General features: G+C 68.4%; 11 protein-coding genes. 8 read left to right on the top strand and 3 right to left on the bottom strand.

Annotated elements, in window-relative coordinates; translation table 11 throughout:
• Window positions 1-13 precede the first annotated feature (13 nt).
• From purH to CQ040_RS19625, 7 genes are all read left to right on the top strand, one after another.
• Window positions 14-1,621: a bifunctional phosphoribosylaminoimidazolecarboxamide formyltransferase/IMP cyclohydrolase gene (gene purH, locus CQ040_RS19655; RefSeq protein WP_105528488.1), complete on the top strand. Its 1,608-nt coding sequence runs from the start codon at window positions 14-16 to the stop codon at window positions 1,619-1,621.
• A gap of 169 nt (window positions 1,622-1,790) precedes the next feature.
• Window positions 1,791-3,311: a DNA-3-methyladenine glycosylase 2 family protein gene (locus tag CQ040_RS19650; protein WP_105528471.1), complete on the top strand. Its 1,521-nt coding sequence runs from the start codon at window positions 1,791-1,793 to the stop codon at window positions 3,309-3,311.
• Window positions 3,308-3,805, top strand: a complete 498-nt coding sequence (locus CQ040_RS19645; RefSeq protein ID WP_028502370.1) for a methylated-DNA--[protein]-cysteine S-methyltransferase — start codon at window positions 3,308-3,310, stop codon at window positions 3,803-3,805. The genes CQ040_RS19650 and CQ040_RS19645 overlap by 4 nt, the downstream gene beginning before the upstream one ends.
• 79 nt (window positions 3,806-3,884) lie before the next feature.
• A complete protein-coding gene (locus CQ040_RS19640; protein ID WP_105528472.1) occupies window positions 3,885-4,934 on the top strand; it encodes a dipeptidase in 1,050 nt (349 codons plus the stop codon).
• Between the two features lie 316 nt (window positions 4,935-5,250).
• A complete protein-coding gene (locus CQ040_RS19635; protein ID WP_105528473.1) occupies window positions 5,251-7,182 on the top strand; it encodes an ABC transporter ATP-binding protein in 1,932 nt (643 codons plus the stop codon).
• Window positions 7,179-8,993, top strand: coding sequence for an ABC transporter ATP-binding protein (locus tag CQ040_RS19630; RefSeq protein ID WP_105528474.1), 1,815 nt, complete (start codon window positions 7,179-7,181; stop codon window positions 8,991-8,993). Before CQ040_RS19635 ends, CQ040_RS19630 begins: the two co-directional genes overlap by 4 nt.
• Window positions 8,994-9,123: 130 nt before the next feature.
• Window positions 9,124-9,939, top strand: a complete 816-nt coding sequence (locus CQ040_RS19625; protein ID WP_105528475.1) for a hypothetical protein — start codon at window positions 9,124-9,126, stop codon at window positions 9,937-9,939.
• Window positions 9,940-10,059: 120 nt separating this feature from the next.
• Here the strand turns inward: CQ040_RS19625 and CQ040_RS19620 are convergent, their stop codons facing one another.
• On the bottom strand, window positions 10,060-10,518 hold the full coding sequence (locus tag CQ040_RS19620) for a GNAT family N-acetyltransferase (protein WP_105528476.1): 459 nt from the start codon (window positions 10,516-10,518) through the stop codon (window positions 10,060-10,062).
• A 175-nt stretch (window positions 10,519-10,693) separates the two neighbouring features.
• On the opposite strand from CQ040_RS19620, the gene CQ040_RS19615 reads away from it, so the two are divergent.
• Window positions 10,694-12,913, top strand: coding sequence for an NADP-dependent isocitrate dehydrogenase (locus CQ040_RS19615; protein ID WP_105528477.1), 2,220 nt, complete (start codon window positions 10,694-10,696; stop codon window positions 12,911-12,913).
• Between the two features lie 186 nt (window positions 12,914-13,099).
• On the opposite strand, the gene CQ040_RS19610 is transcribed toward CQ040_RS19615, so the two are convergent.
• Both CQ040_RS19610 and CQ040_RS19605 read right to left on the bottom strand, forming a co-directional pair.
• A complete protein-coding gene (locus CQ040_RS19610; RefSeq protein WP_258131680.1) occupies window positions 13,100-14,590 on the bottom strand; it encodes a L,D-transpeptidase family protein in 1,491 nt (496 codons plus the stop codon).
• A gap of 108 nt (window positions 14,591-14,698) precedes the next feature.
• Window positions 14,699-15,103 carry a RidA family protein gene (locus CQ040_RS19605; protein WP_105528479.1) on the bottom strand — a complete coding sequence of 135 codons (405 nt, stop codon included), beginning with the start codon at window positions 15,101-15,103 and terminating at the stop codon, window positions 14,699-14,701.
• Window positions 15,104-15,122: the final 19 nt, after the last annotated feature.

Here is a 15,122-nt window from a genome sequence, read left to right as displayed (position 1 = left end):
GAAGGAGCCCATCATGGCCGGCCCCCGCCACGACCCCACGCTCTACCGCGATCGCGACACCGTGCCGATCAGGCGCGCGCTCGTCTCGGTGAGCGACAAGACCGATCTTCTCGTTCTCGCAGCGGCGCTCGCCGAGGCCGGCGTCGAGATCGTCTCGACCGGCTCGACGGCGTCGACCATCCGCGAAGCGGGCTTCACCGTCACCGACGTTGCCGCCGTCACCGGCGTGGCCGAGATGCTCGATGGCCGGGTCAAGACGCTGCACCCCAAGATCCACGGTGGTCTGCTCGCCGACCTGCGGCTCGAGGATCACGAGCGTCAGCTCGCCGAGCTCGACATCACGCCGTTCGAGCTCGTCGTGGTGAACCTGTACCCGTTCGTCGAGACCGTCGCCTCCGGTGCGGTCGGCGACGACGTGGTCGAGCAGATCGACATCGGCGGGCCCGCGATGGTGCGCGCCGCTGCCAAGAACCACGCCAACGTCGCGATCGTCGTCTCGCCGCAGTCGTACCCCGGCATCATCTCGGCGATCGCCGAGGGCGGTACCTCGGTCTCGCAGCGTCGGGAGCTCGCCGCCCGCGCCTTCGCCCACACGGCCGCGTACGACACGGCCGTCGCGTCGTGGTTCGCCGAGGGCACGCTGCAGGACGACGGCGACCTCCCCACCCACCTCACGATCCAGGCCGAGCGCCTCGCGACCCTCCGCTACGGGGAGAACTCGCATCAGCGCGGTGCGATCTACACCCGTGCCGGTGGCCACGGCATCGCCCAGGCGACGCAGCTGCAGGGCAAGGAGATGTCGTACAACAACTACGTCGACGCAGATGCCGCATTGCGCGCCGCGTACGACATGGTCAAGCCCGCTGTCGCGATCATCAAGCACGCCAACCCCTGCGGTATCGCCACGACCGCCCCGAACGCCCTCGACCCGATCGCCAGCGCGCACCTCCGCGCCCACGAGTGCGACCCGGTCTCGGCGTACGGCGGGGTGATCGCCGCGAACGGCACCGTGACCCTGAAGATGGCCGAGAACCTCAAGGACATCTTCACCGAGGTCATCGTCGCCCCGGCGTTCGAGCCCGCAGCCCTTGAAGTGTTCAAGGCCAAGAAGAACCTGCGTCTGCTGCAGCTGCCCGTGGACTGGCAGCAGGAGCGCATGGATGTGCGTCTCGTCTCCGGTGGGCTGCTGCTGCAGGACGCCGACCGCTTCCCCGACGACATCGTCTCCGTCGCGAAGAACTGGGAGCTCGTCTCCGGTGAGCGTCCGAGTGACGAGGAGATGGAGAACCTGATCTTCGCGTGGAAGGCCTGTCGCGCGGTCAAGTCGAACGCGATCGTGCTCGCCAAGGACAACGCCACCGTCGGCGTCGGCATGGGCCAGGTCAACCGCGTGGATTCGTGCCGCCTCGCGGTCGAGCGTGCGGGAGACCGCGCGGCCGGGTCGGTCGCATCGTCCGACGCCTTCTTCCCTTTCGCCGATGGTGCACAGGTGCTGATCGACGCCGGCGTCACGGCGATCGTGCAGCCCGGCGGATCCGTCCGCGACGCCGAGGTCATCGATGCCGCCCGCAAGGCCGGCGTGACGATGTTCTTCACAGGGGAGCGTCACTTCTTCCACTGAGCGCTCGCGCTCTGATACCTCGAGACCCACTCTCCACGCCAAGACCCACACGCGCCCGCTGCGGCCGCGATGGGCATCGACGAGGCGGGTGGGTCTCGTCGTCTGCGCCGCCCACAGTCATGTCCGATTTCCGCCAGTCGAGGTCGGTGGTGCGTGGCAGAGTGGAGGCATGAGCTTCCCCGTGACCGACTTCGACGAGCGCTACCGTGCGATCAGCGCGCGCGACACCCGCTTCGACGGGCAGTTCGTCACGGCGGTCAGCTCGACCGGGATCTACTGCCGTCCGAGCTGCCCCGCACGCACGCCCAAGCCGCAGAACGTGACGTTCTATCCCACCAGCGCCGCAGCGCACGAGGCCGGGTATCGGGCGTGCAAGCGCTGCCTTCCCGAGGCCGCTCCCGGGTCGCCTGCGTGGGACATCCGTGGTGATACGGCCGCGCGAGCCATGCGCCTCATCTCCGACGGTGTCGTCGAGCGCGAAGGCGTGCCGGGTCTGGCCGCACACCTCGGCTACTCGAGCAGGCACCTCACGCGCCTGCTGACCAGCGAACTCGGCGCGGGACCCCTCGCGCTGGCCAGGGCGCATCGGGCGCACACGGCGCGGATGCTGCTCGTCGGCACCGACATGCCGATCTCGGATGTCGCCTTCTCGGCCGGGTTCGCCAGCATCCGCCAGTGCAACGACACGATCCGCGAGGTGTTCGGTCTCACGCCGGGGGAGCTCAGGGCGCGTCGTCGACTGCCGGCATCCGCCGTGCCGGGGGCGATCGACCTCGTGCTGCCGTACCGGGGACCACTCGATGCGAGCGGCATCTTCGCCTGGATGGCCGCGCGCGCCGTTCCCGGTATCGAGGAGACCACGGCGACGTCGTTCTCCCGACACCTGCGCATGTCGGGCGGCCCCGCCTGGTTCGAGGTGCGCCAAGACGAGGCGTCGCGCCTTCATCTGCGTGCACGCGTCGCGCGGTTGGGCGATCTGGCACCGCTGGTCTCGACCGTGCGGCGCATCTTCGACCTCGACGCCGACCCCCTCGCGGTCGACGCCGCGCTCTCGGAACACGTCGAACTGGCCTCTCTCGTGGCGCGCACTCCCGGTATCCGGGTTCCCGGGTCCGCCGATCCGCACGAGATGCTCATCAGGGCGATGGTCGGCCAGCAGATCACGGTGGTCGCTGCACGCACGGCACTCACCGCGCTCGCCGAGGCGCTGGGGGAGCGCACCGAGAACGGACTGCTGTTCCCCACGATGTCGGCCATCGCCGAACATGGCGCGGAGGTGTTGCGTGGCCCAGCCGCCCGGATCCGTGCGATCACCGGAGCCGCTGCGGCGCTCTCTGACGGCTCCCTCCGGCTCACGGTCGGAGACGACGGCAGCGAGCAGCGCGCCGCTCTGCTCGCGATGCCGGGGATCGGATCGTGGACGGCCGACTACGTGCGCATGCGCGTGCTCGGCGATCCCGATGTTCTGCTCCCGGGCGATGTCGCGTTGCGTGCCGGTGCCGCGGCTTCGGGCCTTCCCGGCGAAGCACGCCCACTCACCGCCTGGGCGGAGCGCGCCGCACCATGGCGCAGCTACCTCAGCGCACACCTCTGGCGCGCCGCCCCCGTCCGTGCGACCGGATCTCGGCGCGCGGCATCCATCTCCCGCACCACCCTCACCGACGACACCACGACGAAGGAGACCTCATGACCGCCATCATCCAGACCATCGAGACCCCGGACGGCGCTTTCACGATCCTCGCCGACGACCGTCAGCGTGTGCTGTCCTCCGGCTGGACCTCCGACGTCGAGGCGATCCTCGGCCGGCTGTCCGCTGCGCATCGCCCCGAGGAGTTCCGCGAGGGCGAGACCGACGCCGCAGCAGCCGCACTCGCCTACTACGCGGGCGACCTCTCGGCCATCGACGCGGTCGCCGTGAAGCAGTCCGGCACCGCGCTCCAGCTCGCCGGCTGGTCGGCGCTTCGGGCGATCGAGCCGGGCGAGCCGCTGACCTACACGAGCTTCGCGACACAGCTCGACAATCCGCGGGCCGTGCGGGCCGCAGCATCCATCTGCGCGCGCAACGCCCCGGCGCTGTTCGTGCCCTGCCATCGGGTGCTGCGCACTGACGGCACCCTCGGCGGATTCGCCTGGGGGCTCGAGGTCAAGGAGAGCCTTCTCTCTCGCGAGCGCGTCACCGGTTGAGTCGGACGCACCACGGCGCGCCGGCATCATGGTGCCTGTCGACGAAGCATCCGGACCGACGCGGCCATAGGCTCGTCCCGTGACCGCCAACGATGCACTCGACCTCCACCGCCGCGCCGTCGTCGCCGACGCGCACAACGACCTGCTCTGCTCGGTGGCGAGCCGCCCTTCGGACCAGTGGTCGGAGTACTTCCGCGCCCAGTGGCTTCCGCAGCTGCAGCAGGGCGGTGTCGACCTGCAGGTCCTGCCCGTGTTCGTCGATGATGTGTACCGTCCGGAGGGGGCGCTGCGTCGTACTTTCCGCATGATCGAGGCCGCCCACCGTCTGGCCGATGGCAACGCGGACACGGTCGGCCTGTGCCTGGATGGCGACGACGTCGACCGCGTGATCGGCGAAGGGCGCATCGCGCTGGTGCTCGCCCTGGAGGGGATGCCCGGCATCGCCGACGATGTCGAACTGCTCGAGACGGTGCACCGGCTCGGGGTGCGGATCGGGTCGGTCGCCCATTTCGGGCGCAGCGCCTTCGCCGACGGAAGTGGCGAAGACGCCGCGGGCAGCAGGCTGACGCGCACCGGCATCCGGGCTCTCGCCGAGATGGAGCGCATCGGCATGATCTTCGACATCAGCCACCTCGGAGCGGGCGGGGTCGATCACGTGCTCGAACTCGCCACGCGCCCCGTCATGGCCACCCACTCCTCGGCGCGCGCGTTGTTCGACCACCACCGCAACCTCACCGACGCGCAGATCGCCGGAGTCGCGGCGAGCGGGGGCGTCGTGTGCGTCAACTTCTTCGCGCCGTACCTGCACGAGAGCGACTACACGATCGACACCCTGGTCGACCACCTCGAACGGGTGGCGTCGGTCGCCGGCATCGAGCACGTCGGGATGGGGCCGGACTTCGTCCGCGAGGTGCTGGACGACACAACGGCGCCGTGCTGCGTGCAGACCACGATCGAGGGAGTCCCCGCCGACCGGTACCTTCCGGGTCTCGAGGGTCCGGCAGGGCTCCCGCTCGTGGCCGAGGCTCTGCTGCGCCGAGGCTGGTCAGAGGTGGACATCCTCGCCGTCCTGGGTGGCAACCTCCAGCGCTTTCTCCGATCAGAGCTCGTCGTCTCCGCGAAGGGCTGAGAACGTCGCGGCGTCCCGCTACCGGCGAGCGTCTCGAACTGCGCCAGACGAATCGGGAATGTCTCTTGCTTTCAGCTGGTTCACAGCAATAGGCTGGTGGGCTGTCGCGCCAACCGGACGACATCGCCGAGCCCCTGAGGAGGACACCATGACCACGATCGCCACCGCGCGGATCGCAGCTCTCGGCTCGACCCCGGCGCGTCCGCTCTCCTAGAGCCACCCCGCCCCTTCTTCGTCGGATGCCGGACTCTGTGAGTCCGCTCTCGCATCCGTCCCCTTCCGTAACCGCAGTCCATACGAAACTCGTCTGAGAGACATGTCTTCCTCGCCTTCCGCGCAGAATCCCTCGCCTTCGTCCACCCTTTCCACTCCGGCCGCACTGTGGCGCCTGAAGCCCTTCGTGAAGCCCGTCATCTGGCGGCTCGCCGGCGGTGCCGCCAGCGCGCTCGTCGCCGCCATCATCGCCCTGATGATCCCGATCGTCCTCGAGCAGATCATCAGCGGACCCGTCCGCTCCGGTGACTTCAGTGCGATCGTGTGGGGCGCGCTCGCCGTCTTCGCGCTCGGCCTCGGTGAGGCGCTGATGGTCTGGCTGCGACGCCAGTTCGTGCTCAATCCCTCGACAGAGGTCGAGTACAAGATGCGCACCGAGCTGTACTCGCGCCTGCAGACGCTCCCGGTCTCGTTCCACGACCGCTGGGGCTCCGGTCAGCTGCTCAGCCGCATGATGCAGGACATCGGTCTCATCCGCCGCTGGCTCGCCTTCGGCCTCGTGCTGCTCGTCGTCAACATCCTCACGATCGTCATCGGCTCCGTGCTGCTGTTCCGGTGGCACTGGCTGCTCGGTGCGATCTTCCTGGTCACGGCCATCCCGTTGTGGATCCGCGGCTACCTGTTCGAGAAGCGCTACGGCGCGCTCACCCGTCGCAGCCAGGATCAGGCCGGCGACCTCGCGACCAGCGTCGAGGAGAGCGTGCACGGCATCCGCGTGCTGAAGGCGTTCGGTCGCGGCAAGCACGCCCTCAGCCGTTTCAGTCGTCAGGCCGAGACCCTACGTGAGACCGAGATGAGCAAGGCCGGCGCGATCGCGTCGATCTGGTTCTGGCTCGACCTCATGCCGCAGATCGCGTTCGGGCTCAGCCTGATGTCCGGCATCTGGCTGATCTCCGTCGGCCAGATCGACGAGGCGCAGCTGTTCGCGTTCTTCGCGATGGCCGTCGTGCTCCGCTGGCCCATCGAGTCGATCGGCTTCCTCTTCTCGTTCATGCTCGACGCCCGCACGGCGACCGACCGCGTGTTCGACATCTTCTCCGAGACGAACACCATCACCGACCCGGAGAATCCCGTGCACATCGAGCACCCGCGCGGCGAGCTCGCTTTCGAGAACGCCCACTTCCGCTACCAGGACGCCGGTTCCCACGAGCGCGATCTGCTCGACGGCATCGACCTGGTCCTGCGTCCAGGCGAGACCATGGCGCTGGTGGGCCTCACCGGCAGCGGCAAGACGACGCTCACGACCCTGCCCACGCGTCTGTACGACGTGACGGGCGGCAAGGTCACGCTCGACGGGGTCGACGTGCGCGATCTCCCGCTCGCAGGGCTCCGTCAGCACATCGCTATGGCGTTCGAAGACGCGACGCTGTTCTCGGCGACCGTTCGCGAGAACGTGCTGCTGGGCCGCGCCGAACTCGACGTGCACAGCGAAGAGGGCGAGCGCGTCTTGCGCGAGGCTCTCGACGTCGCTCAGGCGTCGTTCGTCGACTCGCTGCCCGACGGTGTGGAGACCGTGATCGGCGAAGAGGGGCTCAGCCTCTCCGGAGGCCAGCGTCAGCGTCTGGCCCTCGCCCGCGCGGTCGCCGCGAAGCCGAAGGTGCTCGTGCTCGACGACCCGCTGTCGGCGCTCGACGTCGACACCGAGGCTCTCGTCGAGGAAGCGCTCCGGCACGTCCTCGCCGACACGACCGCCATGATCGTGGCGCACCGCCCCTCGACCGTCGCGCTCGCCGACCGTGTCGCCTTGCTCGAGGCCGGGCGGGTGACGGCGGTGGGCACCCACTCCGAGCTGCTGAAGACGAGCCGTCACTACCGTCACGTCATCTCCAGCCTGGAGGCCGAGGAAGCCGCCCGTACCGGGGCGATCCCGGTGATCCGCGATCAGCAGGCAGAGATCGACGAAGAGGTCCAAGAGGGCCTCGGGATGCAGGCCGCCGATGAAGACCCGATCACCGAGAAGGAGGTGCAGCGATGAGCTCCGCCATCACCGGAACCCAGAACGAGGACCGTTCCGAGTACACCCGCGAGGAGAGCAAGGAGATCCGTCGTCGGTCCCTCCGACTGCTCGGATCCCTCGTCAGCCCGCTGAAGCCGCAGATCGTGCTGGCCGCTGCCGTGCTGGTCGTCTCGACCGCGCTGCAGGTCGCCGGCCCCATCCTGATCAGCATCGGACTCGACCGCGCGCTGCCCGCAGCAGTGAAGCAGGCCGACTGGATGCCGACGTTCATGATCGGCGGCATCTACCTGCTCGCCGGAGCGCTGGCCGCCGTGCTGATCGCCTGGTACGTGATCATCGCCGCCAAGCTCACCCAGGCGGTGCTGCTCGACCTGCGCAAGCGCATCTTCCTGCACACCCAGCGCCTGAGTCTGGAATTCCACGAGTCGTACACGTCAGGTCGCATCATCTCGCGCCAGACCAGTGACCTCGACTCGATCAAGGAGCTCCTCGACGGCGGTCTGAACGAGCTCGTCTCCGGCGTGCTCTTCGGGCTCTTCACGTTCATCGCGCTGTGCTTCTGGGACTGGCAGTCCGGCCTGATCCTCGCGATCGGCGGCGTGCCGCTGTTCTTCCTGATGCGCTGGTTCTACTCGCGTTCGCAGCTCGTCTACCGCGAGTCGCGCGTCATCAGCGCGAAGGTGATCGTGCAGTTCGTCGAGACCATGACCGGCATCCGCGCCGTGAAGGCGTTCCGCAAGGAGCCGCGCAACGACAAGGCGTTCCAGGAGATCGCGGGCGAGTACCGCGATGTCAACCGTCGCTCGATGCTGCTGTTCGGCACGTTCGAGCCCGGACTCATGGGCGTCGCAGCGCTGGTACTCGGCATCGTCGTCCTCTGGGGCGGCATCCGCGTGTCCGAAGGTGCGCTGACCGTGGGTGTGCTGCTGTCGGCCGTGCTGTACGTCCGCAACTTCTTCGCTCCGATGCAGGAGATCGCGATGTTCCTGAACTCCTACCAGTCGGCGACCGCCGCGCTGGAGAAGGTCTCAGGCGTGCTCGACGAGGTGCCTACGGTTCCGGATCCCGAGAAGCCGATCGATCTGTGGGAGTCCCGCGGCCACATCGGGTTCGACGAGGTGACCTTCGGCTACAACGGCGAGAAGACGATCCTCCCGAACTTCTCGCTCGACATCCCGGCAGGGCAGACGATCGCGTTGGTCGGCACGACCGGTGCGGGCAAGTCCACGCTCGCCAAGCTCATCTCGCGGTTCTACGACCCTTCCGAGGGTCGGGTCACTCTCGACGGCGTCGACCTGCGCTCGCTGCACCCGAAGGATCTCCGCCGCGCGATCGTCATGGTCACGCAGGAGGCATACCTGTTCAGCGGAACCGTGGCCGACAACATCGCCCTCGGCAAGCCGGATGCGACTCTCGATGAGATCAAGGCGGCGGCGCGAGCCGTGGGCGCCGACGGGTTCATCTCGTCGCTTCCGGATGGCTACGGCACCGACGTGAACAAGCGCGGTGGACGGGTCTCTGCCGGCCAGCGCCAGCTCATCTCGTTCGCCAGGGCGTTCCTCGCAGACCCCGCGGTGTTGATCCTCGACGAGGCGACGGCATCGCTGGACATCCCGTCTGAGCGCCTGATCCAGGACGCCCTGCAGACGCTTCTCAAGGACCGCACGGCGATCATCATCGCGCACCGTCTCTCGACGGTCGCGATCGCCGACCGGGTGCTGGTGATGGAGCATGGGCGCATCATCGAGGACGACACTCCGGCCGCACTCATCGGCGGAACCGGCAAGTTCGCACAGCTGCACGCGGCCTGGCAGGAGACACTCGTCTGAGCATTCCCTCGACAGCGGCGGCCACGCCCGCCCTCGCCGGCCCGGCGGGGCGAGCGTGGCCGCCGCTGTCGAGACGGAGTCGTTTCGGTGGGGGAGCGCGTCGCGGTCGGGGCGTGGGTAGCATCGACATATGGACCCGTTGCTGCTCGCTGCCGAGTGGTGGTGGATCGCGCCGACGGCCGTCGCCGCGGGAACGGCAGGTGTGATGGGGATTCGACGTCGCAGCAGCACGGCGAGTGGACGCCGCCTGGCGGTGGATGCCGCGCGGCATGACCTCAGAGAGGCGCAGCTGGTCGCGGCGGAACGGCGCACCGCGTGGAAGATCGCCCGTGCAGACCTCGCTCGCGTCTCCGCGGAGCGTGCGGCTCAACGAGCGACGGCCGAACAGGTCGCCGGGGCGCGGCGGATGCTGCGGGAGCGGGAGCGCGACGCCAAGGCGGCTTCCGCCGACGTGCGCGCACGGCAGGTCAGGCTCAACGCCGCGAGGGCAGCGGTCCCCGCTGCCTCCGAGCCGCGCCCGCTGGAGCGCCTGCACGCCGCTCATGACGCCGTGACGGTGCGGTGGATGAAATACGAGACCGACCCCGCGCTCCAGATCTCCTACCCGGCGATGACCGACGTCAAACGACCTGAGACGGCCGCGTACTTCCGTGCAGCCGGGCATGCGGTGGAGATGCGGCGTGCGGCTGACGGACGCATCACCCCCGCCGAGTTCGCTGCCTACCGTGACGCCGTCTCCGAGCTCGAACGAGCCTTCGAGGCTGCCGAGCATGCGGCGAAGGTGCAGGCGGGAGAAGCGCCGTCGACTGCGGCGTGGCAGGACGCGGCGCAGGACATGCTCAGCCGCTCTGCCGAGGCCATCGATCGCGCGGCCGGCGCTGCTGCCGCGGCGATCTCCTCCTGGACGAGCCGCCGCAAGCCCGACAAGCCGGACGACCGGTCCTGACACTTCGTGTGCCGACCGCGACGGCTTTCGGATGCGGGCTGTGAGAGCGCTCCCCATCGAGCGCTGTGAGGGGCGACGAGGTCTCGATGGGGGAGGGGATTCGAGACCCCGCCGCCCGGTCTAGGTAGTGACCCGGATCTCGGCGATGACCTCGCCGTAGGCTGTCTCGCCCACAGGCGTGAAGCCGACCCGGTGGAAGAAGGTCTCGGGACCGTCGTCGCCTGCTTCGTAGATCACGTCGACGTGGTCCATGCCGCGCTCGCGCGCCTCTTCGACGAGGCGTTCGACCGCGTAACGACCGACGCCGCGACCCTGATCGTCGGCATCGACGTTGATGCGCCACAGCACGGAGCGGAAGTGCTCCTCCGGGGCCTCGGAATCGAAGTTCGCGCTGACGAAGCCGACGACCTCATCGCCGTCGAGGATCACCCGCTGCCAGGATGTCTGCGGGTTGATGACGGTGGCCGCGATCCCGTAGGAGACCGGAGCGAGGTACTGCTCCTGTCCGGGCTTGAGCGACAGGTTGTTCACGGCGACGATCGTCGCAGCGGAGAGTTCGACCATGCGCAGTTCGGACATGGTCCCAGGCTAACCCCTCCCGGCGGACGGGACACGTTTCGAGCGAACATTTCACCCGGGGGGAGTCCACCCCTCGTCCGCGATGCCGCTCGCGCGTGCCCGAAGGCAGCAGGGTCAGAGCCGCTCAGGTATCTTGGTATCGAGACAAATTTCCCCGCGAACGGAGTACCTCCCGGTGACCGACGACGCCATCATCTACACGTACACAGACGAGGCACCGGCGCTCGCCACCGCCTCGTTCCTTCCGATCATCCAGGCATACACCGGCCAGGCCGGCATCGATGTCGAGACGCGTGACATCTCGCTGGCTGGTCGCATCCTCGCGGCCTTCCCGCAGAAGCTCACCCCTGAGCAGCAGGTCAGCGACTCGCTCGCTGAGCTGGGCGGCCTCGCCACGCTCCCCGAGGCGAACATCATCAAGCTGCCGAACATCTCGGCATCCATCCCGCAGCTGAAGGGCGCGATCGCCGAGCTGCAGAAGCAGGGCTTCGACATCCCCGACTTCCCGGACGAGCCGTCCTCCCTCGAGGAGAAAGACGTCCGCGCCCGTTACGACCGCATCAAGGGCTCCGCCGTGAACCCGGTGCTGCGTGAGGGCAACAGTGACCGCCGGGCCCCGCTCGCGGTGAAGAACTACGCCAAGAAGCACCCGCACCGCAACAAGCCGTTCGCCGCGGGATCCAAGACGCGCGTCGCGACCCTCGGCCACGACGACTTCAAGCACAACGAGCGCTCCTGGGTCGCGGCTCACGACGACGTGCTGAGCTTCCGCCACACGGCAGAAGACGGCACCGTGACCGTGCTCAAGGAGGGCCTCAAGGTCCTACCGCGCGAGATCATCGACGCCACGTTCCTCTCCGCCAAGGAGCTCGACGCTTTCCTCGCCGAGACGCTCGAGGCGGCGAAGGCCGACGACGTGCTGTACTCGGTGCACCTCAAGGCGACCATGATGAAGGTCAGCGACCCGATCATCTTCGGTCACGTCGTGAAGGCGTTCTTCGCCGATGTGTTCGCGCAGTACGGCGACAAGCTGGCCGCCGCCGGGCTCAACGCGAACGACGGCCTCGGCTCGATCCTCGCCGGTCTCGCGAACGTCGCGGGCGGCTCCGAGATCGCGGCCGCCTTCGACACGGCCATCGCCGAGGGTCCGCGCCTGTCGTACGTGAACTCCGACAAGGGCACGACGAACCTGCACGTGCCGAGCGATGTGATCGTCGACGCGTCGATGCCCGCGCTCGTGCGCAACGGTGGCAAGCTCTGGGGCAAGGAGGGTGAAGAGGCCGACACGCTCGCCGTCATCCCCGACTCCTCCTACGCGAGCGTCTACCAGGCAGTGATCGACGACGTGATCGCGAACGGCCCGCTCGACCCGGCCACGATCGGCACGGTTCCCAACGTGGGACTCATGGCGCAGGCGGCCGAAGAATACGGCAGCCACGACAAGACCTTCGAGATCGCGGCAGACGGCATCGTCCAGGTGCTCGACAGCGAGGGCACCGTGCTCATCGAGCACACGGTCGGCAAGGGCGACATCTGGCGTGCGACGCAGACCAAGCACATCCCGGTGATGGACTGGGTCAAGCTCGCGGTGACCCGTGCGCGTGCGACCGGCGACCCCGCCGTGTTCTGGCTCGACGCGAACCGCTCGCACGACGCCCAGATCATCGCCAAGGTGCACCAGGGCCTCGCGACGCTCGACATCAAGGGGCTCACGATCACGATCCTCGCCCCCGAGGAGGCCACGCGCTACACGCTCGCGCGCATGCGACACGGCCTCGACACGATCTCGGTCACCGGCAACGTGCTGCGCGACTACCTGACCGACCTGTTCCCGATCCTCGAGGTCGGCACGAGCGCCAAGATGCTCTCGATCGTGCCGCTGCTCGCGGGCGGCGGTCTGTTCGAGACCGGGGCCGGCGGCTCTGCGCCGAAGCACGTGCAGCAGCTCGTCGAGGAGAACTACCTGCGCTGGGACTCGCTGGGCGAGTTCTTCGCGCTGGCCGCCTCGCTCGAGCACTTCGCCGACCGCACGGGCAACGAGAAGGCCCGCGTGCTGGCCGAGACGCTGGATGCCGCGACGGGCACCTTCCTCGAAGAGGACCGTTCGCCGGGCCGTGCGCTGGGCACGATCGACAACCGCGGCAGCCACTTCTACCTGAGCCTCTACTGGGCGCAGGAGCTGGCGAAGCAGACGAAGGACGCCGACCTCGCAGCAGCCTTCGCGCCGATCGCCGAGACGCTCGCGAAGAACGAGGAGACCATCGTCTCCGAGCTCAACGCGGTGCAGGGCAAGCCGGTGGAGATCGGCGGCTACTACCGCCCGGACGACGCCCTCGTCGTCGCCGTCATGCGCCCCTCCGCGACGCTGAACAGCATCGTCGACGCACTGCGCTGAAAAGAGTGAAGGGGGCGGATGCTGCGGCATCCGCCCCCTTCTTCGTACCCGGACCGGGCGGGTGGGAGGAACCATCCGCGCGAGAGGAGCCGGGTCGAGTCGGTTGCTCACGGCACATCGACCGACTTACGTCGGAGAGACTTCTGCTCCCTGCTCCCCGGTGAGGCTTCGCCGGGGGTGCGGGTGTCAGTAGTGGACGGAGACCTCGAGGCCCTTGGGGGACCAGTCGTAGACGTACTTGGCGAGATCGATCGGCAGGTTGACGCAACCGTGGCTCATGCGCTGGCCGAAGTTGTTGTGCCAGTAGGTGCCGTGGAATCCGATGTTCGGAGCGAACCACGTGATCCAGGGCACATCTTTCGTGCAGTACGGCGCATTGGGATAGCAGCCCATGTCCTGGATGCGCGTGTGCGCGAAGACCGTGAAGTTGCCGGTGGGCGTCAGTGTTCCGGGGAGTCCGGTGGACACGGCCCAGGAGTTCACGACCGCGCCGTTCTCGTAGAGGGTGGCGCGCTGCGAGCTCAGGTTGATGTCGATGCGACGGAACAGGCCCACCGTCTCGAACGGGGTCTCGGTGACCGAGAGTGCGAAGGCGCCGTCGCCGGCGGCGAGCTGTTCGGCGAACTTGTCCGCGATCGCCGAAGTGTCTCCGAGCGCCCGGCCGGCAACGCCTTCCTGCTCCGCGCGGAGTACGTTTCCTGCGGAATCGACGATGTTGGTGGCGTTGACCGGTGCGCGGTCGACGAGAGCGGGAAGACCGTCGACCGTGGCCTGGATCGCCTGCGGGTCGGCCTGGATGCTCAGCTGGCCCTTGTCGTCGACGACCGTGAGCCAGGAGGCGGCGACTGCGGCATCGACCGGCACGGTGCGCTCCTCGCCGACGTAGAAGCCGACGGTCGGGAGCATCGTGTTGAGCGAGGTGGCTGTGGCGGTGGCGTCGTCGTCGGAGACGGCGGGAGCGGCCTCGGCCGGATCGCCCGAGAACTCGAGCGTCTTGCTTCCCTCGGCGATGGCCTGGGTGAAGGCTGCGTTGAGGTCGCCGACATCGATCCCGGTTCCGGCCTCGGATGCGGTGATCACGAAGCTCCCGGTGGCGGGGTCGAAGGCGACTCCGGCGTCCACCGGGTCTTCGAAGCTCGCAGGCACCGCGCCGCGCAAGGCAGCGGTCGCCTTTTCGGCGTCGAGCACGATCTCCGCAGGCACGGGGTCACCCATCCACGCACCGAGGTTCCACAGCGGGTGCTCGGCGAAGGCGGTGTCGGCCAGTGCAGTCGCATCGACGCTCGCGCCGAGGTCGGCGCCGGTGAGCACGGTGCCCTCGCCGTCGCCGGTGAGGGTGACCTCGGTCTCGGCGAGGTGCGAGTTGATGGCGTCAGCCGCGGCACCCGGGGTCATCCACCCGACGGGGATCCCGGCGACGGTGGTGCCGGGTGCGATGAGGATCATCGAGGCGGCGCCGGCCCCGAGGGCGACGACGCCCAGGCCCAGGCCGATCCAGAGGCCGAGGCGGCGCTTCTTGGGTGACGGTTCGATGGGAGCCCAGGCCAGTGGCTGGTCGCCGGTGGTGGGCGGCACGGTCTCGCTGGGAGCATCGGTCGATGCGAGTACTGCGGTGGGCGCGGAGTCTTCTCCGTGCGCCTCGTCTGCTGCGCCCGGCGCAGAAATCAGATCGGTCACGAACTTCACCCCCCGGCTCTCAAACGTGTCCTGACGTTCAATGGTACGGGATGGGAGGTAACGGGGAGGCAACGGTCCGTGATATCGTCCCTCCCCGCTCCGTTGTTGTCAGTCGATGATGGCGATGCCGTCGATCTCGACCAGCATCTCCTCACGCGGCAGGCCGGTGAACACGGTGGTGCGCGAGGGCAGGACGCCGTTCGTGGTGTGTGCAGTGACGAAGGCGCCGTAGGCATCGTTCATGATCGGGAAGTCTTCGCGCTTGGTCAGGTAGATGCGCAGCATCACGACGTCGTCGAAGGTCGCGCCGGAGGCCTCGACGATCGCCTTGACGTTCTCGAGCGTGCGCGTCGTCTGCGCGGCGACATCACCGGGGAACAGGTACTCGTTCGTCTGGGGATCGACGGGCCCCTGGCCGGACACCTGCACGAACGGGCCCTTGCGGATTCCCTGGGAGAAGGTGTGGGCGGGGGCGGGAGCGGCGTCGGTGGAAACTCGGATCTTCGCGGTCATGTCGCCAGCCTAGTAGCCT

Source organism: Microbacterium sp. MYb54 (assembly GCF_002979515.1).
Lineage (GTDB): Bacteria > Actinomycetota > Actinomycetes > Actinomycetales > Microbacteriaceae > Microbacterium.
This window is presented reverse-complemented; position numbering and strand designations above follow the sequence as displayed.